This is a genomic window from Rhizobium sp. 862_C5_N1_2 (genome assembly GCF_051811205.1).
Taxonomy (GTDB): domain Bacteria; phylum Pseudomonadota; class Alphaproteobacteria; order Rhizobiales; family Rhizobiaceae; genus Rhizobium; species Rhizobium leguminosarum.
In genome coordinates this window covers 3,255,068-3,278,425 of record NZ_JBPWPT010000001.1, presented here as the reverse complement: position 1 = coordinate 3,278,425, position 23,358 = coordinate 3,255,068, and the positions used below count along the sequence as shown (strand labels likewise).

Sequence of the window (23,358 nt, the reverse complement as noted above, 5' to 3'; positions counted from 1 at the left end):
TCAGCATGCGTGGCCACAGGAGCTTGAACCACTTGCGTGGCCACAGTATTGTCTAGCTCTGAAACGGAGCTAGGACGATGGACGTACGCGTTCTTAAGCAAGTCAGAGAGATGCGCACCGCTTCGAAGAACGACTTCGTCGAGGGTCTCGGTCGCACGCTGGTCGAGGTTGCCGGCGGCACCCTGACCGTCCGGAAGGCCAAGGACGGCCTGAGCGGCGTCCTCAGGCGCGTGCGAGAGGGAGTGCCTCAGATAATTGGCAGCACCGAAGACGCCGCCGTAATCATCTCCGTTAAGGATCTCGCGACTCTGCTCGACGCGGCCAAGGAGCAGACGTTTGGCGAGGCGCTCGACGACGTTGGCTTCACGCCCTACCGCGGCGCGCGCATCGTGATCGGCGCGGGCCGGAACCGCGAGACGCTCAAGCACCGCGGCGACGCTGTTCCGCCTCCGACCGGCTGACTGCATGTATCTTCTTTCGACGGGGGCCCCTTGGACTTGATTTGCGGTCAGCCGGAGATGTGCCGCTGGTGAGATCGGTCGCCCGCGTTCCAGCCGCTTCTTTTCAGTTCGGTGAAGTCGTTCTGCTCAAAGGCCGACCCAAGATTCCGTTTGACGCCGGCTTAAGTGTTCTCTATATGTTCCGATCATGAAGCTCCAACAACGACAATACCAACGCTGATCGAACCGCCGCCGGGCGGCATTCCTTCAATCGTGTCTGGGTATCGTCATGAGTTCCGAGAGTTTCCATACCCGCGGCCGCGCCAGTGCGCGCGTTGAGCGTATCTTCTTTCCTCCAAAGGCAACCATCAAATGCGTCGGCGATCGCCTGTTCCGATCGCAAGCTGCGCGTGACGTGGGCTGTCTCCTTGATGTCGATCCGGAGGTCGAGTCCTGGGCGTGCCAGCCTTTTGAGTTGAAGGTGCTGGATCGAATCCACATCCCTGATTTCCTCGTGACTTACTCGACGACACGAAGGTGCCTGCTCGACGCATGCGAGACAGGCGGCGACTTCGCGATCAGTGACGCTGCGGCTTCCATGGGGTATTCGCACCGCTTCATCACCCGGGAAGAGAGAGAGGGCGGCTGGCGGCTCCGTAACGCCCGAGATCTCCTGCGCTATGGTAACTATCGTTGCCCGCTGGGCGACCGCATCCGCGTGATAGCTGCGCTCGATGAAGTTGGTTCATTCTCGGTGGCCGAAGGGCTTGGCCTCTTTCGTGAGATCTCGCCGATGGCAGGCCTGGCCTCGCTTGTCCTCCAACGAATTCTAACGGTCGATCTCGATGAAGAACTGATCAATCCCGACACCGTCGTCCGACGCGGCGAGCGCTAGGAAGCTGCCATGAACATGAATTTTTCCGAACGCGCGGCGACTCTCGAGGTGACCGCATGCTCCTATTCCGTTCGCAAAGCTCTGCGCAAGGCGGGTGCCCTTATCCGGAAGGAGGCATCTATCGGGCTCATCATCCCCCGGGACAGAGACGTTACCAAATATGCCGATGCGCTCAGGAGCGTCCTGCGGTCCACCAAGCGTGCCGAGGTTTACACGCAGTGCACCGTTGAGGTCTCCCACCGTGGTGACGCCAACTGGCTTGAGGCCGCCGACATCCTAAAGGCGAAGCCCGGCGTCGTGCTACTCATACCTCATGGCGTCACCATTCCTCCCGAAATAAGGGTCTCTCTGGATGAAGTCATTCAAGTCGAGCCGATCCGTCCAGTTCATCTAGTTGCCGCCATCAAGTCCTCGCGCGGAGAACCGACCACTGCTGAGGAAGCCAGGATGTTGCTGTCGTATCCCATGGACTTGATGTTCCAGGCACTTCGACCGGGCAGAAGCGTTCAGCACGCTCTCGTGCGACTCTCGGACGCGGCTGGAGCAAAGGCCGAGAGGCTGCCGCTAGCCGCTATGAGCTTCGGCGTCGAAGAGCTCCCGGGTTTCGGGCAAGCGAAGGAATGGGCTTTGGGCCTCGCCGAGGATCTTCGCGATTGGGCGCACGGATCGCTGGCTTGGAGCGATATTGATTGCGGCCTCCTGCTAAGCGGACCGCCAGGCACCGGCAAGACTATGTTCGCGCAGGCGGTTGCAAAGACCTGCGGCGCCGCGTTCGTAAGTGCCTCCTGTGCGACGTGGCAGGCCAAAGGGCACCTCGGAGATTTCTTGGCCGCCATGAAAAAGACATTCAGCGAAGCGGCAGCGAAAGCGCCGTGCATCCTCTTCTTGGACGAATTCGATGCGGTCGGGGATCGAGCGAAATTCAGCGGCGACAATGCAAATTACTGCGTTCAGGTCGTCAACGGTATTCTCGAGGCCCTCGACGGGTCGCCCCGCCGCGACGGCATCGTCGTCATCGCTGCGACCAACTACCCGGATGCGATCGATCCCGCACTGCGGAGGCCTGGTCGCCTCGACAGGCACATCAAGGTCGAGCTTCCCGACCACGACGCACGGAAGGACATCTTGACACTGCACCTGGGAACCGAAATTTCTGCCGATGTTCTCGCCCGTTCCGCACGCGCCACAAGGGGATACTCCGGCGCGGCTCTTGCCCAGCTCGCCCGGGATGCGCGGAAGCAGGCCAGACGCGCACGGCGATCGGTTACCGCCGACGACGTCCGGGCCGTCACGCCTTCGTTGAGGCCTCTCGATCCATCAACGCGACGTGCGGCGTGCGTGCACGAGGCCGGGCACGCCGTTGTCGGGACAGAGCTGGCATACGGCGAAATCGCGGTGATCACGGTGGTGCGTGAGTTGTCGCCCTGCGACGACAGCGCAGGGCATGTTGCCTGGCGGCTTGCCGAAACGCTCCAGAGATCACGGGAGTCCTACGCGAATGAGATCGCCATGATTCTCGGGGGCAGGGCAGCCGAAGAGGTCATCCTAGGATTTCTGACAGACGGTTCGGGGGGGATGAACGGCTCAGATCTCCATCGCGCTGCTGATATCGCAACGGTTATGGAGGCCACGTTGGGCATGGGGTACGGGCTTTCCTACAGCTACGTGAGAACTTCAGAGGATCTCGAGAAGCTGCGTCGCTCCGATCCTGTCCTGCGCAAACGCGTGGAGAAGCTTCTGAACGCCGAACTCGAACGCGCGAAGGAAATAGTGCGAGATAGGCGTGCCGATGTCGAGCGGCTCGCCAAGGCAGTTATGGAGAGGGAGCTTCTATCCGGCTTGGAGATGCGGCAGTTGTTGAGACCTTGTTCCGAATGAAGGGCACTGGCCGGCCATTCCGCTGCGCAGTCACCGAAGGCATGGCGGAATGAACGCCGAACTTTCTGGCTTCGTAGCTGGCGGCCGCAACCACCCCTCGGGCAGCAGGACTGCCGACGGCAACAGGCATGCCACGCAGCTCCCGATTGTCACGCAGCTCGACCGATGCGTAGAAGGCATCCACCCCAATTGCGGTCATTGCGACCTGTTTGCATATAACCATTTCCTTAAGCCAAGGGGTTGAACCACCAGTCCGGAATGAATTATATCACGTCATGATATTGATGCGACCCGAGCTCGACCTTCAACATGTCCGACGTCCCGAACCCCAAATCCTTACCTTCAGACGAAGTGCTTGCCGACCGTCTGGGCCTCACGACGAGAGAGTTCCAACGATATCGCACCCAGAATCTCGTCACGGTTTCCTCAACCGCTGCCGTCGGTGAGAGCGAAGGCCTCATGGTCACCTGCCAGCTTGGAAACCGAGTCTGGGAGGGGCACGTCGTGAGCGGGTGCATCACCTTCGAAGAGGTCCGGTTCTTGCGCGGGAAACGCGCAACCAACCCGCGCTAGGGCCGAGCCGCGAGCGTTGACTTCGACACTTCAGGAAGAGGAAAAAAATGAAGAAGCTTGCCAGCGTTGCTGTCGCTGCATCAATCCCGTTGACCGCCCATGCTGCTGCTAGGATGGTGTCTCAGAGCGGTGACTGGGGCGTGTATTCCTTTACGAGAAACGGATCTCGGGTTTGCTATGCGCTTTCGGTGCCGAAGGAATCTGCTCCCGTCAATGTGGACCATGGAAAAAACTATTTCCTGATTGCGCCGGCGGAGAAGGGGGGCGGTAATGAACCCGAAGCCATCCTCGGATACGCATTGAAAACTGACTCGACAGTGCAGGTTTCAATTGGGGACAAAACGTTCAAAATGTTCGTTAAGGACAAAGCCGCCTGGGTTTCGGACGCCGCTCTCGAACCGGAACTCGTCGATGCACTTCGGTCCGGCAGCCAAATGACCCTGCATGCGACGTCGGCACGAGGCACTCGTACGACCTATACCTATTCACTGAGAGGGGTGACAGCGGCGCTAGAGGGCGTTGCCCACTGCAAGTGAGGGGCGTGTTCAGCCTATTCCAAACGGGGCTCTCTGCTCGGGTGTCGCAAGTTCCTTCGGGCGATGCCTGGGAGTCCTGCCACGGGCCGAAAGGAGCAGATCCAGTTCTTTTTTAGAGGTGCCAAACCGCTGAAGAACTCGTTCCGCCTCGTGCCGACCAAGGCCATAGCGCAGACGTAGGCTTCGGACGTTGTAAAAGGACTCGTCTTGTTCGGCGTGCATTTCAGCCCTTTCATCGTTGTCACAGCGCTAAGGTTTTCGTGATCATCCACAATGCCATCGCCACCGGCAACGCAGGCGCACTTCAATTCATGTTTCTCGGTAGAGAACGGTTTTTTTACTCTGGGGTCGCCATCAACATTGAACCGCTCTCCGGTTATCAAGCGGTTTGCCGCGGCGGCTGGAATAAGTCGCGTCGCTCTCTCAGTTCGACGTCTTCATGCGCCCACTTGGCAAAATCGTCCAAAGTCGCCGTTCGGGAGAAGGGGATGCCGAACAGATACTGGCGATAGGCGATGATGCCGTTTTCGATCCGGGACACGTAACGCGGTCGTCCGGGATCGCGCGACACATAGGCGTGGTCTGGCTGGATCAGCGAGCGTTGCATGTCGAATATCTCCTTCGCAGGAGTAATGAGCGGCGCGCGCAACGGTTCCGTTTCCAGCGGAAAATGTCACGTGATGATGTATGTGAGGGTCAGAGCTGCAGGAAGGCGTAGATCGCTCCGCCCCATATCGCCGCGACGAATAGCACGACGGCCACCAGACAAACCTTGCTTTCAAGGGACACGGTCACGCTCCGACGCTACAGTTCATCGTTGATTTTCGCTGCCCTGCGCCAGAGATCAATTCACCGCCTGTAGCTGTTGAGCCTGCGAGACCTCGGAAGATGTCTCGCCGGGGATGGAAGCGATGGCGAACATGACCGCGACATAGCAGGCAAATACAGCAGAGAGGAAGGCGGTCTTGGTCATGGGCTCGCTCCTTATATCATGTGGTGACATTCTTTGACAGTTCGCCCATATTGTCAATCATGAATGCAGCATGAACGAAGGAGGGAAATTGGTGGCTGGGGAGAAAATACTGATTGTCGAAGACGACATGCTGATCGCGTCTGATCTTGAGGATATTCTGATGACACTTGGCTATGAGATCTCCGGGATAGCCGACAGCTTTGAGACCGTGCAGCAGTTCGCTGCCTTCAGTACGATTGCCTTGGTAGACGTCAATCTGAGAGACGGAGCGACCGGTCCGCGGATCGGGCAGTATCTCGCGAGCGATTTCGGCGTCGCGGTCGTCATGGTCACGGGAAGCCCCGAACTGATTGAAACCGATCTTTCAAAGGTTATCGGCCTGATATCGAAACCCGCCCATCCAAACTTGATCCGGGACGTTCTCGAATATCTGAGAACAATCCGCGAAGGCGAAAGAGGCGTCCCGCCAGGAGGAATGCGGCTCTTCGTTTGAACAGGCTAGGGAGGGGACGACATGATCGATAGACGCGCCGAACTCGGTCATTGGATAGGGCGGCTTGAAACGATTCTGATCAGTCGGGGAGTGCTAAGGGAGGACGGCGAGCTCGCGATCCAGGTCGGATCGCAGTTTCCCAAGGATCTTGAAGACGCGCTGGACGGATTCATCGAGAACCCGATCGAGTTGGTGGGCCTTCTGAAAATATGCCGGGACGCGCGCGACGGCAGACCGTTGTCGCCTGCGGTCCTGATGGCCGCACACCTCATGACCAGAGAGGTTCTGCAGGCATTGAAAGATTCGGAGGCTGTTGGCGATTTCAGATCGTGAAAATGGCCCGCCCGAAATCATTTCGGACGGGCCTCGCGAGGGCCAGATAACTCATCACTTCCGGCCTGAACTCTAGCTGTCGGTGACTGCCGCATCTCCTCCCGATTGCGGCAGTTCCTTCATCTTCACGAGTTGGTCGGCGCAGGCGTCCGCCGCGTTCGTGATATTACCGTCGATCCCCGCGATTTTGGCCCAGCCTCCATCGGTGATGAAGTCGTCACGTTGCCATGACGACTTCGCCTGCAGGGCCTTAAGGTTCTCCTGTGCGTCCTTCGCCGTCACAAAGTTATGGACGCAGATGCCCGCGACCAGATCCGCCTTCGCGTTTCGGACGGCGATGTCGGTCATCACCCTGGCCCTTCCCGACGTTGTCCATCCTCCCCAGGTGAAGCCAAGAGCCATCGTCAATGCCGAGGCCCCGACGATGGACCAGGCCCATAGGGTCTTGGACGGTCGGTAGTTGGACCAGCCACCTTCGCCGCTTTGCATAGCTGTTCTCCTCCTTTTATATCACGCCATGATACAATAGGGCGTTCGGAGGTCAAGCGCGTCGCGATCAAGAAATGGTGAGTGACGGTCAGGCCAGTTCCGTCACCTGACGAAGCCGAGACAAGGATTCAGCCAGCAGCGGCTCGTGCGCAAGCATTGCTTCAACATGAACCTTCGCCAGGGATTCAAGGGTCAGCTCACCCTTCGTCGTCAGGCCGATCAGCACGCTGCGCTTGTCATCTTCTGCGGGTATCCGCTCCGCCAGGCCTGCCGAGCACATCCGATCCACAAGCTGGACGGCGCTGTTGTGTTGCATGAGCATCTGTTCGGCGAGGTCGCGAAGCCTGATCTGCCAGCCCGACGCCGTGCGCACGACCAGGAGAGCCTGATATTGCTGCGAGGTGACACCAGCCTCGGCAAGGGCCGCCTCGCTGAACGACAAAAACCGCCTCATGGCTAGCCGGAATCCCGCCAGGCCTTCATAGACGTCGTCAGTCAGGCCAGAAGTCCGGCGTCCCGATCGAGGCATGCGAATGGTCCTTCTCAAATGTCATGATGTGACATGAACAGCGGCACACAATAGGAGAACGGTCTGCAAGTTGAGCCGATGCGGTAAGTGTTGGGTCGCAACGGCGTCGACGGATAGCTCGCGAGCCATATTCTCTCGATGTTGCTAAAAAAACTGTGCCAATTTCGTGACCTCACTAGAAAATTCTGTCGTGTTTCAAAGATTCGAATCCGAAGCGTTGCCACGTGACACAGATCATTTGGACGTGAGCCTTGAAGGGAATGGCCGGCATCTTCACCGGCTGGCGGCGTAATGCAGAGCTTCGCACTGTCGACGCGGAGGGGCTGGTAGAATGTAGCTTCGAGCGCTGTGGCCCGTGACTATGATGACGTGTCCGAATCGATCGAGGCGGCCTGATGATCCACGAGATTGAACCTGTGAATATTCCTCCCTAGTCTGCCTCTTCGGCTGCGGCTTCCGTGAAAATCTCGGACCGGACTTCGTCCACGGTCTTACCCACCGCACGAAGAGCGACGATCCTCCGGATGGTGGCGTAGGAGTTCGGATCGTTTCGGTTCGTTGCCGAATGCCTGCACCATTCGTCGAGCAGGAGACTTACCACAACATCTTCGCTGGCTTCCGTCGATGTCGCTTCAGGACGTCGGTGGAAGGCAAGGCTCACGAGCCCGAACAGCTTCAAACCTATCGCGGACGCTGAAAATATCATGCCGGGATATTAATGGTTTTCTTGCTCGCGAGGAAATCACAAACTAGAGGGCGGCCCTCGGAAATCGCCTGGAGAAAGAGGCCCCACTGCCGACGCGCCTTTGCCTAACCGAAATCGAGCGATACCCACCCCAGGCGACTTTCCCCGTAGACGCTTTGCGTCGGCGCTAGCGAGGAGGGGTCGGCGAAGCATCCCATAGCGACCGCGACGAGACCTTTCCTGAACTCCGGCATCCAGAAAACCGTCGAACCGCATGCAGGGCAGAACCTGAACTCGATCGATCTCCCGCTGTCGCCCGACCGGACGTAGCTGTTCGATGCTCCGGAAGTCTCCATTTGATTCGCTTGGAAGAAGACGGCCACTCCGAACGCGCTGCCGGTGCGACGCTGGCAGGCCCGGCAATGGCAGACGGAGATTTTGACGGGTTCTCCATCGGCGATTATCGAAAGCTGGCCGCATGAACAACTGGCCGCTCGTCTCATTCCGTGCTCCTCCCTAATTGATGTTCGCGATGCCAACCGACTATTCACGCCTCCCTTCGTCGACCCCGCGATGCCGGTGGACGGATCGAGCACAGCCCGAGAAGCGTTTCGACGCCGGGAGCATGCCGGTCAGCGAGATAGCCGCGCAGGTTCGTCGCTCGTCCGTGTAGGCACGCTACTCCGATTCCCTTTCGACAACACGCCGCGCCCGGATCGCCGCCGCAATAAAGACCCGTGAAAGACCGTGGTAGAGGGGTTCGCGCGATAGGATCCGCGACGTCACGTAGCCGATCATCGACACCGCCATGATTGGGATGACTGCCTGATGGTCGCCGGTCATTTCCAGGATGATGACGAAGGCCGTCATCGGGGCCTGCACGACGCCCGCGAAATAGCCGGCCATGCCGAGGATAGCCGCCAGTGCGATGCTGGTGCCGAGCAGGGAGCCGACGGTGCTGCCGAAACCGGCGCCGACGGCAAGCGACGGCGCAAAGATGCCGCCCGGAATACCTGACAGCATGGACAAGAAGCTGGCGGCGAGCTTTTCAACGAAGAAGAGCAGAGGCAGGGCATTGCCTTCGACCGCAGCTCGCGCCTGCTCGTAGCCGGTGCCGAAAGTCGTGCCTCCCGACGCCACGCCGATGACTGCGATCACCAGTCCGCAGATGCCCGCAAGCGCCAGCATGCGCTTCAGCGGCTGTGGTTGCGCCCAGCGGCGGATCTTTTGGCCGAAGTGCAACGCGAAACCGCTGAAGGCCGCTCCAAGCGCACCACCGCCGATGCCGCAGATCAGAACCAGCCCCCAGTCGCGAAGCTCGGTGGGGGCAGCCGATGCCATGCCGAAATAATTGTAGCTTCCAGAAAGCCCAAGAGCCGCGAGACCAGAGAGGATGACTGCCGTGAGCACCAGCCCGTTCGCCCGAGATTCGTAGGTCCGGCTCATCTCCTCGATGGCGAAGACGATACCGGCAAGCGGGGTGTTGAAGGCGGCCGCAATGCCCGCCGCCGATCCGGCCAGAATCAGCCCGCGCGCCTGCGCCATGCCACTGAACCGGGCGACGGCGAGCATGATCGACGCGCCGACCTGCACGGTCGGACCCTCGCGGCCGATCGAGGCGCCAGAGAATAGCCCGAGCACCGTCAGCACAATCTTGCCGAAAGCGATCTTCAGCGATAGCAGCCGCGTCCGATCTTCTTCGTCCCGCAGATGTCGCGCGGCGATCGCCTGCGGAATGCCGCTGCCCTGCGAGTTCGGAAACAGCGTCGCCGCCAGATAGGCCGACAGCATGAAGCCGAGCGGGGTCAGCGCAAGTGGCAGCAGGAAGGCCCATTCACCGGACGAGGTGAGAGACCCGAAGCCCTTCTGCGCCAGATCCGCAAGCTTCGCAAAGCCGACGCTGATCACCCCGATTGCCAATGCCCCGCACCAAAACACCAGCCTCGGCTGCCAAAGCGAGAAAGAGCCCCATAAGACGCGGGAGCGGCGAAAGAGCTTGGAATATCGATAGGATGGCATGTCGGGGCTCGGCGATACGGGGCGGGGTTGTCCTTTACTAGCGCCATCGCGCCCCAAGATCACCCCCAATTGCAACGTGTCGAACGTGGGCAAGACCGCGGGAGTGCCGAAGCACGGAGGCTCAGTTCGACGCATTCGATTTAGGCTTGCCGTCCCTCGGGCCGGACATCGTCGCTTTGATGCGTTGGATGAGGGCATGCAGCCCAGCCCCACATTTCCGTCAGGGGGTTCAACGACGACCGCGCCAATCGAGGATCAGCTCTCGAGGGTGCTTTCGGACCCATAGGAGCTGCCGATAATTTACATCGCATGAGCGAGAGTTTAATCTGAAGCGCTTCCTTAGGCGGTCGAACGCCAAAGGCATCTGGCTCGCTCCTGGCTCCCCCGCTGGAGCGGGCTTTTTTCTGTGTTCTGCCTCCTGGCGAATTGCAGGTCCGCCAGGGTGATAACTCGCGGGTAGTCCAGTTTCATCTTGCTATTTCGAGAAGCGCTGATCGAGGCAGGATGCCCATCTGCTGTCGAGTGTTGCGAGACGTGGGTATGCTCTGGAAATCCGTGCTGCTTTTGTGTACCCCTTTCAAGATGGCGTGTGCTGCGTGCGCCGCGGGCTTCCCGAAATCGACGGAGACAAAGATCAACCTTCCACAAGGGAGCGCGCAACCATGTCCTTGCCGATCGCGACCGGTCGCATTCAATCTACTCTGCGCGGATTTCTTGATAGCGAGGCATCTGGTGGCCTCGTTCTTATGGCTGCCGCGGCGATGGCGCTTGCCGTTGCAAATTCCCCGCTGGCGGAAGCCTATTTCCATGCCCTTCACTTCTATATCGGTCCACTGAGCTTACAGCATTGGATTAATGACGCCCTCATGGCCGTGTTCTTCCTGCTTGTCGGTCTGGAGATCAAGCGGGAGATGCTCGACGGCCAGCTCTCGACCTGGAGCAGGCGAATCCTTCCGGGTGCCGCCGCGGCGGGAGGAATGCTCGCCCCAGCCCTCATCTATCTGGCTTTCAATGCCGGTGCGCCAGCAAGCCTCCGCGGTTGGGCGATCCCGACGGCTACCGACATTGCATTCGCGCTCGGAGTGCTATCGCTCTTTGGGAACCGAGTTCCTGCGTCGCTGAAAGTCTTTCTGGCGGCGCTTGCCATTATCGACGACCTCGGCGCAGTACTCGTCATCGCACTCTTCTATACAAGCGGTCTCAATCTCGCGGCTCTTGCTGGAGCTGCCGCGGTTCTGGCCCTCCTGTTTTTGATCAACCGAGCTGGCGTGAAGACGCTGACGCTCTATCTCGCCCTTGGCGTCGCCTTGTGGGTGCTCATGTTCATCTCGGGGATCCACGCGACGCTTGCGGGCGTGCTACTGGCCTTGACGATACCGATTAAACTTTCTCCCGGCGCTCCGGAGGCTAGCGACGAAGAATCCTTGCTGCACCGGCTCGAACACCTCCTTCATCGACCGGTGGCATTCGTCATCGTTCCACTCTTTGGCTTCGCCAACGCCGGCGTTTCCCTTCTCGGCACGTCCATCTCGAGTTTAGGAGACCCTCATACGATTGGCGTCGCCGCCGGACTGTTTGCTGGCAAGTTGCTGGGGGTTCTTTCTGTCGTCGGTCTCCTGGTGAAGTTGGGCGTTGCGCAGCTTCCGGCAATGGCAAACTGGACGCAGATGACCGGTGTCGCGCTCCTGTGCGGCATCGGCTTTACGATGAGCCTTTTCATCGGTCTCCTCGCTTTCGACGACCCAGCGGTACAGGACAAGGTCAAGATCGGCATTCTGCTCGGTTCGGCGATCTCTGGCGTGGCCGGATCCGCGGTTCTGTTGGTGAGCCGGAGGAAAAGCAGCCGGTCGTAGTCGTTTACGAGTTCGCAGCGACGCCTCTCGTAGACGTCAAGTTCTTCGGAGGGTCTTCGCGCGGCCGCCTCTTTTGGATCTTACGATCTCCGCCGCTTTCCTCGCTGCTGGAACAGGCGAACGCCTTGCCATGTCAACACATAAAAGACTGCACCGGATAGCGCGGCGAGCGGAAGGCCGCCGACAAGTATCGGCTTTAGAATGGGATGCCAAAGCGGCGCAAAATCGAGGTGCCGGAGCAGGGCGAACAGATTGGCTTCACCCACCCTCTCGGGCGCGCGACCCAAAAGAAAGATTCCGATCCGGTAGGCGGCAGCAAAGATCAGCGGAAAGGTAAGAGGGTTTCCAAACGCCGTCCCGAGCGCAGCCGCGATCATATTGCCTCTGAGGATGAAGGCGAGACAAAAAGCCATGACGAAGTGAAAGCCCAGGAAGGGTGTACAGGACACGGCCACTCCTGCTGCAACGCCAGCCGCGACGGCATGAGGAGTAGCCTTCAATCGAAGCACTCGAATGGCAATGTACCGGATGGACCGCAATAGCCCCTTGGATGGCCAAAGGACGGCACGGATCCGCTGAGCCAGTGAGAGCGGCTTCCGTCTCCTAAACAGCATTCATTGACCTTCCGCTGCGTGAGCGCTGGATCTCAATCGATAGATATATCGAGAGAACCGCGCATGAAATGCAAGCCATCGATCTTTGCAGGCGAGCATATCTTTCGCGTACGCACATTGCGGCATCGCTGTAGTTTATCGCCTTCTCCCGATTTTGCCCGCTTGGCACGAATGGCCTCTCGACTGGGTAGGGCGAATTCATGGGCCTCAATGCAGTTTGTTCGCAGCAGCCTCGATGAAGCCGACTGCGGTGGCCACGCCATTCTCGTCCCTGATCCGTGCGCCAACCGCGTCTGCCTGGCGTCGCATAAGTGGATCGTCCATGGCCGCGATTGCGTCTGTCAGGCTCTCGACGGTCAATGCTCTGCGATCGAGTGACAATCCGACGCCGAGATCTGTTATCCGTCTTGCCCAGAACGGCTGATCGCCGAAAAATGGGCAGATGATCATCGGCTTGCCGGCCCGAAGAGCGGCCGCGGTCGTTCCGGCGCCGCCGTGGTGGATGACCGCGCTCACCTCGCGAAGCAACCTGTCGTGGGGGGCGTCGCGGACGACGTGAACGTGCCTGGATTTATGTTCTGCGGTTAGGGCCCCGCCTCCAACAGCCAAGATACCCCGCTTGCCCTGCCTCCCGAGCGCCTCGACAACAGTGGCTGTCATCCGGCCCGGATCGACGCCCGGCATGCTTCCGAAGCCGACGTAGACTGGCGGCTCTCCTTCGGCGAGGAAGGCTGCCAAATCGTCTGGAGGTCGCCAGTTCTTGCTGTCGAGAAACCAGTAGCCACTCACCAGCACGTTACTGCCCCAGTCCGGAGGGACCGGCACGACGTGGCGACTATAGGCGTAGAGCGTGCCACTCGAAGCGATGGCTGGCGTCCTGCGTTGCGCCAATCCAAGTTGTCCCACCCTCCAGATCGAGAGCAACGTGCCGAACAGAAGTTCAGCGCCCCTGATCGCCGCGATATGGCTGGTCCGATTGAACCAGCCCAGATCGTTGAAAGGCAACATCGGGCTGGGAAAAGCGGCGGTCGGCGTAAAGCCAGGCAGAGGCGAGGCCAGAATAAATGGGCACTGAAGCGCCTCCGCCATATGTGGGACCGCGATCGCCTTCGGATGATGCACGAAGATATCGGGGGTGAAGGCCTGGGCTGCTTTCCATTCCGCGTCGAACAGGGTTCGCATCATCGGACGTGCATACTTGAGCAGCTTGAAACCGGCACTGAAGCCCTTGCCGCCCGCGATCGCCGCCTTTCCTTCAGGAGTATCGAGAAGAGCGAGAAACTCTCCGGGCAGGGGGGCGAATGCGATGCCGTGGTCTTGCACCATGCTCTCGAACTGAACCGGAGCAGCGAGCTGTACTCGGTGTCCTCGCTCGATCAATCCCAGTGCCAGAGCGATATAGGGCTGAACGTCTCCGCGCGTGCCGAGCGTATGAATGGCTACCCTCATTGCGCCGTCACCGCCTGGTTCAATAGCCGTTGTTCCCAATGTCACCTTGCGGCTCGGTGGCGGGTCTTCCGAAAGCCATCTGCTAAGAGCCGAACCATCCCATCGCCCCCGCGCCCACGAGCGCAATTTGCGCCACCGCGAGGAGGGCCAGGACTATGATTACGAAGGGAATCCACTTCTTCCTAATATTCATTCCAGCGTCCACTCAAGCTACCGCTGTTGTCTACAGTAAAGGGCCGGACGCCCGCAACGAGCGGCTGGCGACTTTCCCCAGAGTCAGTTCCTGAACGACGACCGTACCGATGACGACGGCATAGGTAGCTGTGGTGCGCCACTAGATGGTTGTCTGCAGCCCGAGTTCGACCACTCGCCCCGACGGCAGCCCGAAATAGTCTGTCGCATTGCTGGCATTCTCCGCGAGCGATATAAACAGACGGTCCTGCCAGAACGGCAGGCCGCCTTTCTTCGACGGGAGGATCGTTCGGCGGGAAAGGAAGAACGAGGTCGACATGATGTCGAACTTCAGGCCAAGCTTGCGGGCGAGAACGAGCGCACGAGGAATGTTGGGCGTCTCCATGTAGCCGAACGTGATCACCAGCCGACTGAAGTGGCGATTGAAACTTTCGAGAAAGATTTTCTCATCGTCCGGGACGAAAGGCGTAGTCGAAGTCACGACGCTGAGAATGACGTTCTGCTCATGGAGCACCTTGTAGTGCTTCAGGCTATGGAGGAGTGCGGTCGGCGCGCCTTCGATGTCGCTCGTCAGGAACATTGCCGTGCCAGGCACCGTAGGCGGCTTCTTCCGAGCCAGGTTGTCGATGATCGCCGAAAGTGGGATTTCGTCAGCCTTGGTGCGGGCAGCAAGCAGCCGACGCCCCGCCGTCCATGTCTGCATGATGAGCGCCATCATCGACGCCACCGCAACGGGAACCCATCCCCCTTCTGCGAACTTCGCGATGTTGGCGGCTAGAAACCCGGCGTCGATCAGCGTAATCGGCACGATGACTGCAAGAGCCGCCGCCAGCTTCCAGCTCCAGATACGGCGCATCACGATGAACAGGAGGATCGAAGTGATGAACATCTCGCCTGTCACGGCGATACCGTAAGCGGCGGAAAGGCCGCTCGAGTTTTGGAAGAAGAGTACCAGAGCAGCCACGAAGATGAACAGCAGGTTGTTCACCTGCGGCATGAAGATCTGTCCGGATTGTGTTTCGGAGGTGTGAAGGATTCGCAGGCGCGGAAGCAGGTTGAGGTGCATCGCCTGACGGACGAGGGAATAAGCGCCGGAGATCACGGCCTGGCTGGCGATGACCGTTGCCGCGGTGGCCAGACAGACCATAGGAATCCGCGCCCACTCCGGATGCATGCTGAAAAAGGGATGCTCAGCCATCTCGGGGTTTGCGAGCACGAACGCTCCCTGTCCGAAGTAATTCAGAAGCAGACTAGGGAAGACGAGCGAAAACCACGCCGTGACGATCGGGCGGCGTCCGAAATGTCCAAGGTCGACATACAGAGCCTCGGCGCCGGTCACGGCAAGAAAGACGGCCCCGAGCACCGCGATGGCCGAGCCGATGTTGTTTGCGATATATTGGAGTGCGTGTACCGGATTGACTGCGGCTAACACCGACGGATCGTCAAAGATGTGGATCGCCCCGCTGACGCCAAGAACGATAAACCACAGAGCCGTTACGGGACCGAACACCGACGCCACGCCGCTCGTGCCGAATCGCTGGACGAAAAACAGCACGGCAATAATCGTCAGCGTTATAGGCACGACCCAGTTGGACAACGCTGGTGCGACCACCTCGATGCCCTCGACCGCAGACAGGACTGAGATCGCCGGCGTGATGATCGCATCGCCGAGGAACAGCGAAGCGCCGATCACGCCCAGGACAAGCACCCACTTGGGGCGCCCCGTCAGACCTTCGCGGGCGAGAGTCATGAGCGACAGCGTGCCGCCTTCGCCCCGGTTGTCCGCCTTCAGCACGAACGTCACATACTTCAACGTGACGACGATCGTGAGTGCCCAGACGATCAGTGACAAAATTCCAAGCACGTTGGCACGATTCGCTCCCGATCCAACGGTGGCGTGGAGGGCTTCCCTAAAGGCATAGAGGGGGCTTGTTCCAATGTCGCCATAGACGACTCCCAGAGCGGCGAGAACGAGCGATGGCAGTCCTTGCCGGGTCTGGTGTTCCAGTTCCGGATCTGCTGATCGCAGCTTTTCATCGGTCAATATGGGCTGTCCTATTGTATGCACTGTGAATGCTGGAAGTTGCCACCGGCTTGGTATGATGGCAACGCGAAAACGTACGCTCCGCAACTGCATCCACCTTCCCATAACGTCCGACGACGCGAGCTTGAACTTCCGGAGGCGTGCGTCGAAATCACCTCGACCAGGTAGCTGGCGGACGTTGTCGAGGAACCGTCAAACGACTGACCGGCTTCCCAGGCCTGACCCACGCCCCGGAAGCCGGCTGGCACATCCTTCGGGTAGCTTTCTAGTTGAGACTTGTTGCAGACACACTTCAGAGGTAGAACTCTCTCATAGGCCTTGCTGATGAGCGCTGCATTCGCTGCTCGCAACGCCGCATCGCTGAAATGCTTTTGACCACGGATGTACTGGCACTGGTAAGAAGGCGATGATGAGGAAGGTCGGTGCGGTTTCGCCCCGGCCTTTTTTGTTGCCTGAGAGGCTGGGGTTTCCTCAGGGCGGATCAGTGCCGCGTATCCAGCGACGGCTCGTCGTCGTCAAAGTTTCCATTGCTGGCGGCATCGTACGGGTTGAGGCTCCGGCCGCCGCCACGCGTGCCATATGCCGTCAACTGAACCATGACCTCTTTCGCACGCTCAATGGCCTCGTCTTCGCTTCCAGCGTGACCGTCCGCGACCTTGATCGACACCACTTCCCCGTCGTCGCCGACGAAATCTATCCGCCAGCCCATTTTCTCGTGTGCAACTTTGGTTTCCAGCAAGTGCATGTGACTACCCGGCCTTCCTGCCTTTGAGATCGGCCTCGACGGTCTTTCGGAGCGCATCCATGATGTTGACCACATTCGACGTCTGAGCGGATTCGGCAGTTTTCCCCTTCGCCGTTTTTTTCGGTTTCAACGCCTTTTTCTTCTCATCGATGAGCTTTAGCAGGCTGGTCTGAATGGGATCGCTGACCATGTCCGGCGACCAGCGCGCGGTCTTCTGCTTGATGAGCTGCTGCACAAGGGGAATGAGATCCGGATCTGCTTTCTCCTCGATGTCTTCGAAATAGTTCTGTTCCGGTCGAACCTCGTCGCCGAAACGCAGCGTCCAGAGTACGATGCCTTCGCCGCGCGGCTCCAGGACGACGGCCCGCTCTCGGCGGCCCATGACCAGCTTCGACACGCCGAAAACCTTGTCGGCCTTCATGGCATCTCTGATCACCGCAAATGCCTCGTTGCCGACGGCGTCGTCCGGCATCAGGTAGTGCGGCTTCTCAAGGTAGATCCACTCGATGCTGTCGGCCGGGACGAACTTGTCGATGTCGATCGTCTTCACCGTGTCGAGCGCAACGGCATCCAGATCGTCCTCGGTTAGGATAACGTAGTCGTTCTCCCCGCGAGCGTAGCCCTTGGCTTCGTTGTCGTCCTTGACGGGCTTGCCCGTGACGGAATCGATGTACCGGGAGACGACGCGGTTGCCCGTCTCCTTGTTGAGTGTATGGAAGCGAACCTTCTCGCTTTCGCTCGTAGCCGGGGTCATAGCCACGGGGCAGGTGACCAGGGAGAGTTTGAGATAGCCTTTCCAGTAATATTTCGGAGCCATCACCTATCTCCCTAGCTGGCCTTGCGCCGCGGAGCGGCCCCGGAAGAGGCGGCTTTCGAAGCCACTCCGCGCGCGGCGCGCTGCCTGCCAGTGCCTTGATTGGCATTGGCCGCAGTGCGTTTCGGTTTGTCGTCAGCGGCCTTCATCATTCCAGCACTCTCTCGGAGCGCGGCCAGAAGATCGTTGGGCTTCGAGACCTGCACCTTCTTAGGCTTCTGAAGCGACTTGCCTTCCAGCTTCGCCTTCACCAGATCCGCGAGGGCGGCTTCGTAGCGGTCGTCGAACGTCGCCGGATCGAACTCGCCCTTCTTGGTGCTGATGATGTGCTTGGCGAGATCGAGCATCTCGCCCTGGATCTTGAGCTTGGGCATCTCCTCGAAAGCCTTTTCGGAGGAACGAACCTCGTAGTCGTAGTTGAGCGTGCTGGCGATCAGGCCCTTGCCGTGCGGCCGTATCAGCACCGTACGCATTCGACGGAATAGGACGGTGCGGGCGATGGCTACGACCATCGACTTCTTCATCGCATCGCGGAGAGCCGCAAAGGCGTCTCCGCCCATCTTGTCGGGCGTGAGGTAGTACGGCTTGTCGAAGTAGACGTCGTCGACGTCGGAGCAGGGGATGAACGCCTCAATTTCGAGCGTCTTGTTGCTCTCAGGGATCGCGGCGGAAACTTCCTCAGGATCGATGATGATGTACTGGCCGTTCTCGATCTCGAAGCCCTTGGTCTGGGCTTCCTTCGGCACAGGATCCTCGGTCTCGCTGTCTATGAAGATGCGGTTGACGCGGTTGCCCGTGGCCTTGTTGATGGTGTTGAAGGTGATGCGCTCGCTAGTCGAGGCTGCCGTGTAGAGAGCGACGCCGCAGCTTACCTCACCGAACTTTAGAAAGCCTTTCCACTGTGCACGCTGTCCTGACGGCATGACAAAATCTCCGAATCACCAATACGCGACTCAAAGACGTGTCAGGGTGATTCGTTCCGACTCGAAACGAATCATTTTTCAATACTTTACGGAATTTCTCTCTCAAATTGATTCGGCCGTCTAAGCCCGTCGAATTGCGTCCGACGGTAGTGGAAAGCGGTGAAGATCTGTTCAGTTCGAGAGGCACGGCAACCACCTTCCTCCAGCACAATGCCGGGCACCGTTTTGGAAATCCGTGGCCGCTTCAAGCGCACCATCATCATCCAATATCTCCGGGGAACCACCGGAATCGTTGTGAGTTTCTACTGCGGACGTTCATTCGAAGGAGAAGCCCGATGGCACAGACACCGACATCCCGCGGCCGCGCACAGGATCGAGCCCGCGTGGCCGGCGGCCAGGATCACGAGGTCAAGTACGAAGCAACGAAGGAAGGCGTCTCGAAAGATGCCGTCAAGAAGGCCGTGAAGAGCGCTGGAAACTCACGGAAGAAGGTTGAGGCCGAGATCGGCCGCCGTTAGGCGGCCGAACGGCGTTGCCCTGTCCACGGACGAGGCAGTCCACGTGGGTGTCCTGTCTTTCCTAGTCTGGGATCATGGCGACGTCACTGTCTCGTAAGGAAGCAGTCATAGCCACGCCGGCCTGCCGCCTCCATGTCTGGGGTAACGCATGTCCAGGTGCATACAGAAAGAATACCTGCTGATTTCGAAGGCGGTCCGTGAATGGTATCGGTATTACGAGGTGGAGTGGGACGATCAAGCGTCCTCGTTTTTGTGTGATGCCGCCATCGAACTCTACAACGAGGGCTGTCGCTCGGTAGAGGAGATGGCGACCGTTCTGATCGGCACTTACGTCGGGCTCGCCGCCACGCGCGTCAACGCGCCATCTTCGAGCTCAGTGCATTGACGGCCAAATCAGATCGGGCTGAACTCAACGAATTCGCACTGCATGTGATCCGACCGCGTCTTCTTCCAGTCGTAGACATATTCCCCCTGGTCGATTGCCGAGCAGCTCATTCCAGGCAACACGGTACCGGATGGATTGGTCGCCGCTTTCCGAGCGATGTACCGCCAGAACATGCCCGAGGGATCGGACTGGTCCTTCTCGATACGAGAGAGTTGGACGACACCGCATGGACCTTCGGGCTGGGATGATACGACCCAAGCGCCACCATTCGCGAAGTCGGAGACCCAGACGAACTCCTGCGTGAACGGGTTCGAGCTGACCTCGCAGGTCCGAAGATCCTTCGCGTGGTCGGCCCTGGTGATCTTCAGGAAGTTCTCCTCGGTCGGATGATCGCACATGCCTGCGAGAGCGCGTAACGTGTCGAGCATACTGGGGTTCGCCTTCGCGTCCTATCGTAGACGGACCATGCCTTCCTTAAACTTCGTGGCATCCGTCGCGATTCCAGGATTGCGGGCGAGGGCGTCATCAATGGAAATCTGACCGGTGGCCATGCCGAGCCACGCGCCCATCATGTTGCATTCCTTGGGATCGGAGAATTCCTGCACAGCACCCGGATAGTTCTTGCGAGCTTCATCGAGCTTCTTTTTCAGATCGGCTGCCTTCGCCTTCTTGCGAACAGCCGTCTGGAGGAACTCGCATCGGAGGCGCTGCTGGCCCGGCTGAAGCCCGCAGCTATACGTCAGCGAGGAATCCTCCTGCTGGTTATAGAGCATGCCATTGGTGGGATAGTCTGTGGCGACGGCATCGAACGCCACCATTCCGACTGCAACCATTATCAGCGTTTTCATCGATTTTCCCCCGTCCTCAACTTTGCTCCGGCAGGAAGGGGAATTCAACCTCAGGACACGCCGCATCTTGTGACCTAAAACGCGTTCAACGAATCCTTGCTACGACTCGTTCTGGTGTCTAGCTTTTCGGTGCTCGCGCTGTCGCGCCGTTGCATAGGCCGCTTCGCTGCCGCAACATTGTCTCTGAGCATGCTCTCCCTGAACTGACGAGGATCCGACATGCTTGCTGAACGTCATATGACACCGGAATCCAACCCCGTCGACGCAGCTATGGCCTGGCACGGAGGTGATCCGCGCGCAACCATCGATGCTCTGCTCAAGGATCGTGAACGGCTGTGCGAACAGCTCGCAATCGCTCGGGCATGCATCAGCAAAGGCTATACGCGAGGTTGGTTGCCCGGCGCTGAATTCGAGGGATGATTATAACTGCGGAGGGGAGCAGTGTCCCGGGTTTCGCCGCAGAACTCGTGAGGGCGGCGAACGAAGTCGACCGCCTGACCGCGAGCGAAATCGAGAGCTTGTTGCTTCGTGCGATGACCACGGTGCGCGATCTACGCGAGCAAGCTGGCATCCCTGGAAGTGGTACCGAACACGATGCAATCGTCCGCCCATCGCGGCAAAAGGCGTCGCCACATTTTCCCAAGCGAATATCTCGGCAATCCTGCGCGAAGCCGCAGATATGGTCCGGGCTCTCTGGATCATCGTCGACAGCGGGACCGTTGTGACCTTGAAGCCGTCGCGGTAAAGCAACAATAATCGTCCTTGATCGGGTTCCTGTGCGATCAAGGCTAGTAGTTTCCCCAGGGCATGGGCCCTTGCGATTGATCGTTATTCGAAGAGAGCACGGCGAAGATGCTTTGACGCGAGACCGGACGTCGAGCGCTACCGTATCGCCCGCCCAGTTTCCAACTGTCCCCAGACGGGCAGGCTACGCCGTTGGAGCGCGTCATGCCGTCGAGCGATTGCCGACTGGTTACAAAACCACGACATCCGTCCAGTCTATCGATACTGCCATGATCTGTTCGACAACGCCCGCGCTGCCGCGATGCCCGCTTCTGGCGCGCCACGGCCAAGGCGACTGTCGGCCCATTCCCGACGTCGCGTGAGTATCGTCAGTGGATCAGCATCAAGCTCAATAACCGTACTTTGCGTCCTCGTGGCGCAAACTGCCTGATGGTCTGCGGTCAGCCTCGACACTGAATGGCTGTGTCAATCCGAAAGATATGCTGACACTACTTCATTCTGATAGCAGGCTTTACAACTTTATGACGAGTTCGCCAGCATTGACTGCACGTGGTTGTGTGATCCAGATTAATGCACGCAGGAAGTGAGTGCCGTCAAGGCGCTTGTCAACTAGAGGAGGGACACTATGTTGTTATTGCCAGAGGTTGACGAGCCTGTTGCTCTCAAGTCGTTGTCGGTCCTGTATTGGAACCACGTCGGCCTCGAGATGAATCGCATTACCCATTCGCTTGGCGGACCCCACACGGGCCCGACAATGAGTTCCAGAGCGCTCGGCCTGCTTCAGTTGGCCATGCACGATGCCTACTTCGGCGCTATCGGCAAAACCGCTGCATCCGATCCACCGCCATATCTGGGGGATCACAACTCAAACGACCTTTCCACCTTACCGGAACGCGACGCCGCTTGGGGATCTACTGAAGCCGAAGAAGCGCTCTCAGCCGCCGCCATTACGGTTTTGGATGCGTTGTACAGGAAAGGCGGAGCGGGCATCTCCATCCTCGCCAACAATACCCTAGTCTCATCGTTAAACGCATACATCTCTTCATTCACCGGCAGCATCTCAGTTCTTGGCGGACCTTATGGCTATGGCAGGAAAGTGGCCGAGCGGATACTGGCACTGTTGGCTGTCTCGGATAATCAGCATGGCGCAGACGCGGGCCGTTACAGGCCGAGCAACGAGCCAAAAAAGTTCAGAGATGAACCGGTGAATCCGGTGCGCAGGCCCGACATCGACCCTGATCATCCCGAACGCGGGACCAAGCCTCAGCGTATTTACCACGGCCCCTATTACGGCTCCGAAGTGGCCTCCTTCGCAGTTACTGACCCGAATGGGCACCAACTCGCTCACTGGCCGCACGCCGACTACGTTCCCGCTCTGATCGAGGTAAGGAAGCTCGGTGGTGCACCGTCACTGAATTGCACCACGCGAAAGCCGGATGACACTGTCACTGCGCTGTATTGGGCATACGATGGCGCTAATCTGATCGGTACACCGCCCCGGCTGTATAACCAGATCATCAGGAAAATCGCCTGGCAAGAATGGGGAGCAAATCCTGCGGGAAACCTCGGGAACTTCGTCCGCCTCCTCGCTCTGGTCAATGTTGCAATGGCGGACGCGGGCAAGTTTTCCTGGAAGGAAAAATATAAGTTCGAGCTGTGGCGTCCCTTATCCGGCATACGGGAGCACGATCCCTCTAGCGGTCCCGCTGCTGTCAATGGATCAGCCAAAATAGATGTCGAAGCGGATCCGTTTTGGCTCGCTTTGGGAGCACCCGAGACGAACTCCAACAAGATTTCCTTCAAGCCGCCATTTCCCGCATATCCTTCTGGGCATGCCACTTTTGGAGCGGCTTGTTTCCAGATCGCCCGTCTTTATCTCGCGCATACCAAGGGCCAGAACCAGAATCCGGCTGCGCCCGACAACATCGGGTTCAGCTTTGTGTCGGAAGAATTGAACGGGGTGAGCCGTGACCTTCACCAACCCTTCGTGCCCGATCAACCACTCGGCGATCAGCCCGGCGTTATCCGGACGCGGATCGTACGTTCCTTCCCGTCGCTCTGGAGCGCAATTTTCGAGAATGCAATCAGCCGCATCTACCTGGGCGTTCACTGGCGTTTCGATGCATTCGACTTCCAGGACGTGAACGGAAAGTATGACACTCCGGATCAGATAACCTACAGCAATGTCTGGGTCGCGGCCCGCGGATCGGGTGACCCGTTGCCGATCGGCGGCGTTCCGCTTGGACTCGGCATCGCAAACGACATCTGGGGGAACAACATGCGGCGTGCGGGTAGTGCGACATCAGCTTTGACGTTCAATGACCCCGCCGCGATTTCGCGCCGCGTCGAGCAGTTGAAGTCAACAAATACAAACATCCGGTGATCT

Annotated in this window: 25 protein-coding genes and 1 pseudogene; 11 read left to right on the top strand and 15 right to left on the bottom strand. The window is 59.0% G+C overall.

What is annotated here, in order from left to right:
* Positions 1–77 precede the first annotated feature (77 nt).
* The 3 genes from ACD590_RS16505 to ACD590_RS16495 all read left to right on the top strand — a co-directional run bounded on the left by ACD590_RS16505 (position 78) and on the right by ACD590_RS16495 (position 3,213).
* A complete protein-coding gene (locus tag ACD590_RS16505) occupies positions 78–461 on the top strand; it encodes a type II toxin-antitoxin system prevent-host-death family antitoxin (RefSeq protein WP_130751387.1) in 384 nt (127 codons plus the stop codon).
* A 268-nt stretch (positions 462–729) separates the two neighbouring features.
* Positions 730–1,335, top strand: coding sequence for a hypothetical protein (locus tag ACD590_RS16500; RefSeq protein WP_130751385.1), 606 nt, complete (start codon positions 730–732; stop codon positions 1,333–1,335).
* Between the two features lie 9 nt (positions 1,336–1,344).
* Positions 1,345–3,213, top strand: coding sequence for an AAA family ATPase (locus ACD590_RS16495; RefSeq protein ID WP_439020924.1), 1,869 nt, complete (start codon positions 1,345–1,347; stop codon positions 3,211–3,213).
* Positions 3,214–3,231: 18 nt separating this feature from the next.
* Here ACD590_RS16495 and ACD590_RS16490 read toward each other — a convergent pair.
* A pseudogene (locus tag ACD590_RS16490) lies at positions 3,232–3,436 on the bottom strand (DNA polymerase IV); the annotation flags it as partial.
* A 397-nt stretch (positions 3,437–3,833) separates the two neighbouring features.
* Between ACD590_RS16490 and ACD590_RS16485 the strand changes: the two are divergent.
* The gene (locus ACD590_RS16485) at positions 3,834–4,322 is read left to right on the top strand and encodes an invasion associated locus B family protein (protein WP_439020923.1); all 489 of its coding nucleotides are present in this window, start codon (positions 3,834–3,836) and stop codon (positions 4,320–4,322) included.
* Between the two features lie 379 nt (positions 4,323–4,701).
* On the opposite strand, the gene ACD590_RS16480 is transcribed toward ACD590_RS16485, so the two are convergent.
* On the bottom strand, positions 4,702–4,929 hold the full coding sequence (locus ACD590_RS16480; RefSeq protein WP_439020922.1) for a hypothetical protein: 228 nt from the start codon (positions 4,927–4,929) through the stop codon (positions 4,702–4,704).
* Between the two features lie 237 nt (positions 4,930–5,166).
* Positions 5,167–5,295, bottom strand: a complete 129-nt coding sequence (locus tag ACD590_RS16475) for a hypothetical protein (RefSeq protein WP_018069779.1) — start codon at positions 5,293–5,295, stop codon at positions 5,167–5,169.
* 91 nt (positions 5,296–5,386) lie between these two features.
* On the opposite strand from ACD590_RS16475, the gene ACD590_RS16470 reads away from it, so the two are divergent.
* A complete protein-coding gene (locus ACD590_RS16470; protein ID WP_113546431.1) occupies positions 5,387–5,788 on the top strand; it encodes a response regulator in 402 nt (133 codons plus the stop codon).
* 21 nt (positions 5,789–5,809) lie between these two features.
* Positions 5,810–6,121, top strand: a complete 312-nt coding sequence (locus ACD590_RS16465; protein WP_439020921.1) for a hypothetical protein — start codon at positions 5,810–5,812, stop codon at positions 6,119–6,121.
* Positions 6,122–6,193: 72 nt separating this feature from the next.
* On the opposite strand, the gene ACD590_RS16460 is transcribed toward ACD590_RS16465, so the two are convergent.
* The 4 genes from ACD590_RS16460 to ACD590_RS16445 all read right to left on the bottom strand — a co-directional run bounded on the left by ACD590_RS16460 (position 6,194) and on the right by ACD590_RS16445 (position 9,843).
* A complete protein-coding gene (locus tag ACD590_RS16460; protein ID WP_439020920.1) occupies positions 6,194–6,610 on the bottom strand; it encodes a hypothetical protein in 417 nt (138 codons plus the stop codon).
* An 88-nt stretch (positions 6,611–6,698) separates the two neighbouring features.
* Positions 6,699–7,052, bottom strand: a complete 354-nt coding sequence (locus ACD590_RS16455) for a MarR family winged helix-turn-helix transcriptional regulator (RefSeq protein ID WP_439020919.1) — start codon at positions 7,050–7,052, stop codon at positions 6,699–6,701.
* An 897-nt stretch (positions 7,053–7,949) separates the two neighbouring features.
* On the bottom strand, positions 7,950–8,327 hold the full coding sequence (locus ACD590_RS16450) for a GFA family protein (protein ID WP_439020918.1): 378 nt from the start codon (positions 8,325–8,327) through the stop codon (positions 7,950–7,952).
* A gap of 175 nt (positions 8,328–8,502) precedes the next feature.
* Entirely contained in the window at positions 8,503–9,843 is a 1,341-nt protein-coding gene (locus ACD590_RS16445) for a chloride channel protein (RefSeq protein ID WP_439020917.1), read from the bottom strand.
* A 662-nt stretch (positions 9,844–10,505) separates the two neighbouring features.
* Here ACD590_RS16445 and nhaA point away from each other — a divergent pair.
* Positions 10,506–11,696, top strand: a complete 1,191-nt coding sequence (gene nhaA, locus ACD590_RS16440) for a Na+/H+ antiporter NhaA (RefSeq protein WP_164048796.1) — start codon at positions 10,506–10,508, stop codon at positions 11,694–11,696.
* Between the two features lie 80 nt (positions 11,697–11,776).
* On the opposite strand, the gene ACD590_RS16435 is transcribed toward nhaA, so the two are convergent.
* From ACD590_RS16435 to ACD590_RS16410, 6 genes are all read right to left on the bottom strand, one after another.
* The gene (locus ACD590_RS16435) at positions 11,777–12,310 is read right to left on the bottom strand and encodes a DUF2062 domain-containing protein (protein ID WP_439020916.1); all 534 of its coding nucleotides are present in this window, start codon (positions 12,308–12,310) and stop codon (positions 11,777–11,779) included.
* A gap of 207 nt (positions 12,311–12,517) precedes the next feature.
* Complete coding sequence (locus tag ACD590_RS16430) at positions 12,518–13,759, bottom strand: glycosyltransferase (RefSeq protein ID WP_439020914.1); 1,242 nt, start codon at positions 13,757–13,759, stop codon at positions 12,518–12,520.
* A gap of 334 nt (positions 13,760–14,093) precedes the next feature.
* Entirely contained in the window at positions 14,094–15,995 is a 1,902-nt protein-coding gene (locus ACD590_RS16425; protein ID WP_439020913.1) for a potassium transporter Kup, read from the bottom strand.
* A 481-nt stretch (positions 15,996–16,476) separates the two neighbouring features.
* Complete coding sequence (locus tag ACD590_RS16420; protein ID WP_439020912.1) at positions 16,477–16,740, bottom strand: hypothetical protein; 264 nt, start codon at positions 16,738–16,740, stop codon at positions 16,477–16,479.
* A gap of 4 nt (positions 16,741–16,744) precedes the next feature.
* Entirely contained in the window at positions 16,745–17,557 is an 813-nt protein-coding gene (locus ACD590_RS16415; RefSeq protein ID WP_439020910.1) for a Ku protein, read from the bottom strand.
* Positions 17,558–17,568: 11 nt separating this feature from the next.
* Positions 17,569–18,477 (bottom strand): Ku protein, encoded by a 909-nt coding sequence (locus ACD590_RS16410; protein WP_439020908.1) that lies wholly within the window; start codon positions 18,475–18,477, stop codon positions 17,569–17,571.
* A gap of 335 nt (positions 18,478–18,812) precedes the next feature.
* Here ACD590_RS16410 and ACD590_RS16405 point away from each other — a divergent pair, with 335 nt between their 5' ends.
* Positions 18,813–18,995 (top strand): DUF3606 domain-containing protein, encoded by a 183-nt coding sequence (locus ACD590_RS16405; protein WP_077988735.1) that lies wholly within the window; start codon positions 18,813–18,815, stop codon positions 18,993–18,995.
* A 148-nt stretch (positions 18,996–19,143) separates the two neighbouring features.
* Complete coding sequence (locus ACD590_RS16400; protein ID WP_439020906.1) at positions 19,144–19,380, top strand: hypothetical protein; 237 nt, start codon at positions 19,144–19,146, stop codon at positions 19,378–19,380.
* 8 nt (positions 19,381–19,388) lie between these two features.
* Here ACD590_RS16400 and ACD590_RS16395 read toward each other — a convergent pair whose 3' ends face one another.
* The gene (locus tag ACD590_RS16395; RefSeq protein WP_439020904.1) at positions 19,389–19,808 is read right to left on the bottom strand and encodes a hypothetical protein; all 420 of its coding nucleotides are present in this window, start codon (positions 19,806–19,808) and stop codon (positions 19,389–19,391) included.
* A gap of 21 nt (positions 19,809–19,829) precedes the next feature.
* The gene (locus tag ACD590_RS16390) at positions 19,830–20,228 is read right to left on the bottom strand and encodes a hypothetical protein (protein ID WP_439020902.1); all 399 of its coding nucleotides are present in this window, start codon (positions 20,226–20,228) and stop codon (positions 19,830–19,832) included.
* A gap of 219 nt (positions 20,229–20,447) precedes the next feature.
* Here ACD590_RS16390 and ACD590_RS16385 point away from each other — a divergent pair, with 219 nt between their 5' ends.
* Together ACD590_RS16385 and ACD590_RS16380 are read left to right on the top strand one after the other, a co-directional pair.
* Positions 20,448–20,648 (top strand): dehydrogenase, encoded by a 201-nt coding sequence (locus ACD590_RS16385; protein WP_245509974.1) that lies wholly within the window; start codon positions 20,448–20,450, stop codon positions 20,646–20,648.
* A gap of 949 nt (positions 20,649–21,597) precedes the next feature.
* Complete coding sequence (locus ACD590_RS16380) at positions 21,598–23,355, top strand: phosphatase PAP2 family protein (RefSeq protein ID WP_439020900.1); 1,758 nt, start codon at positions 21,598–21,600, stop codon at positions 23,353–23,355.
* Positions 23,356–23,358: the final 3 nt, after the last annotated feature.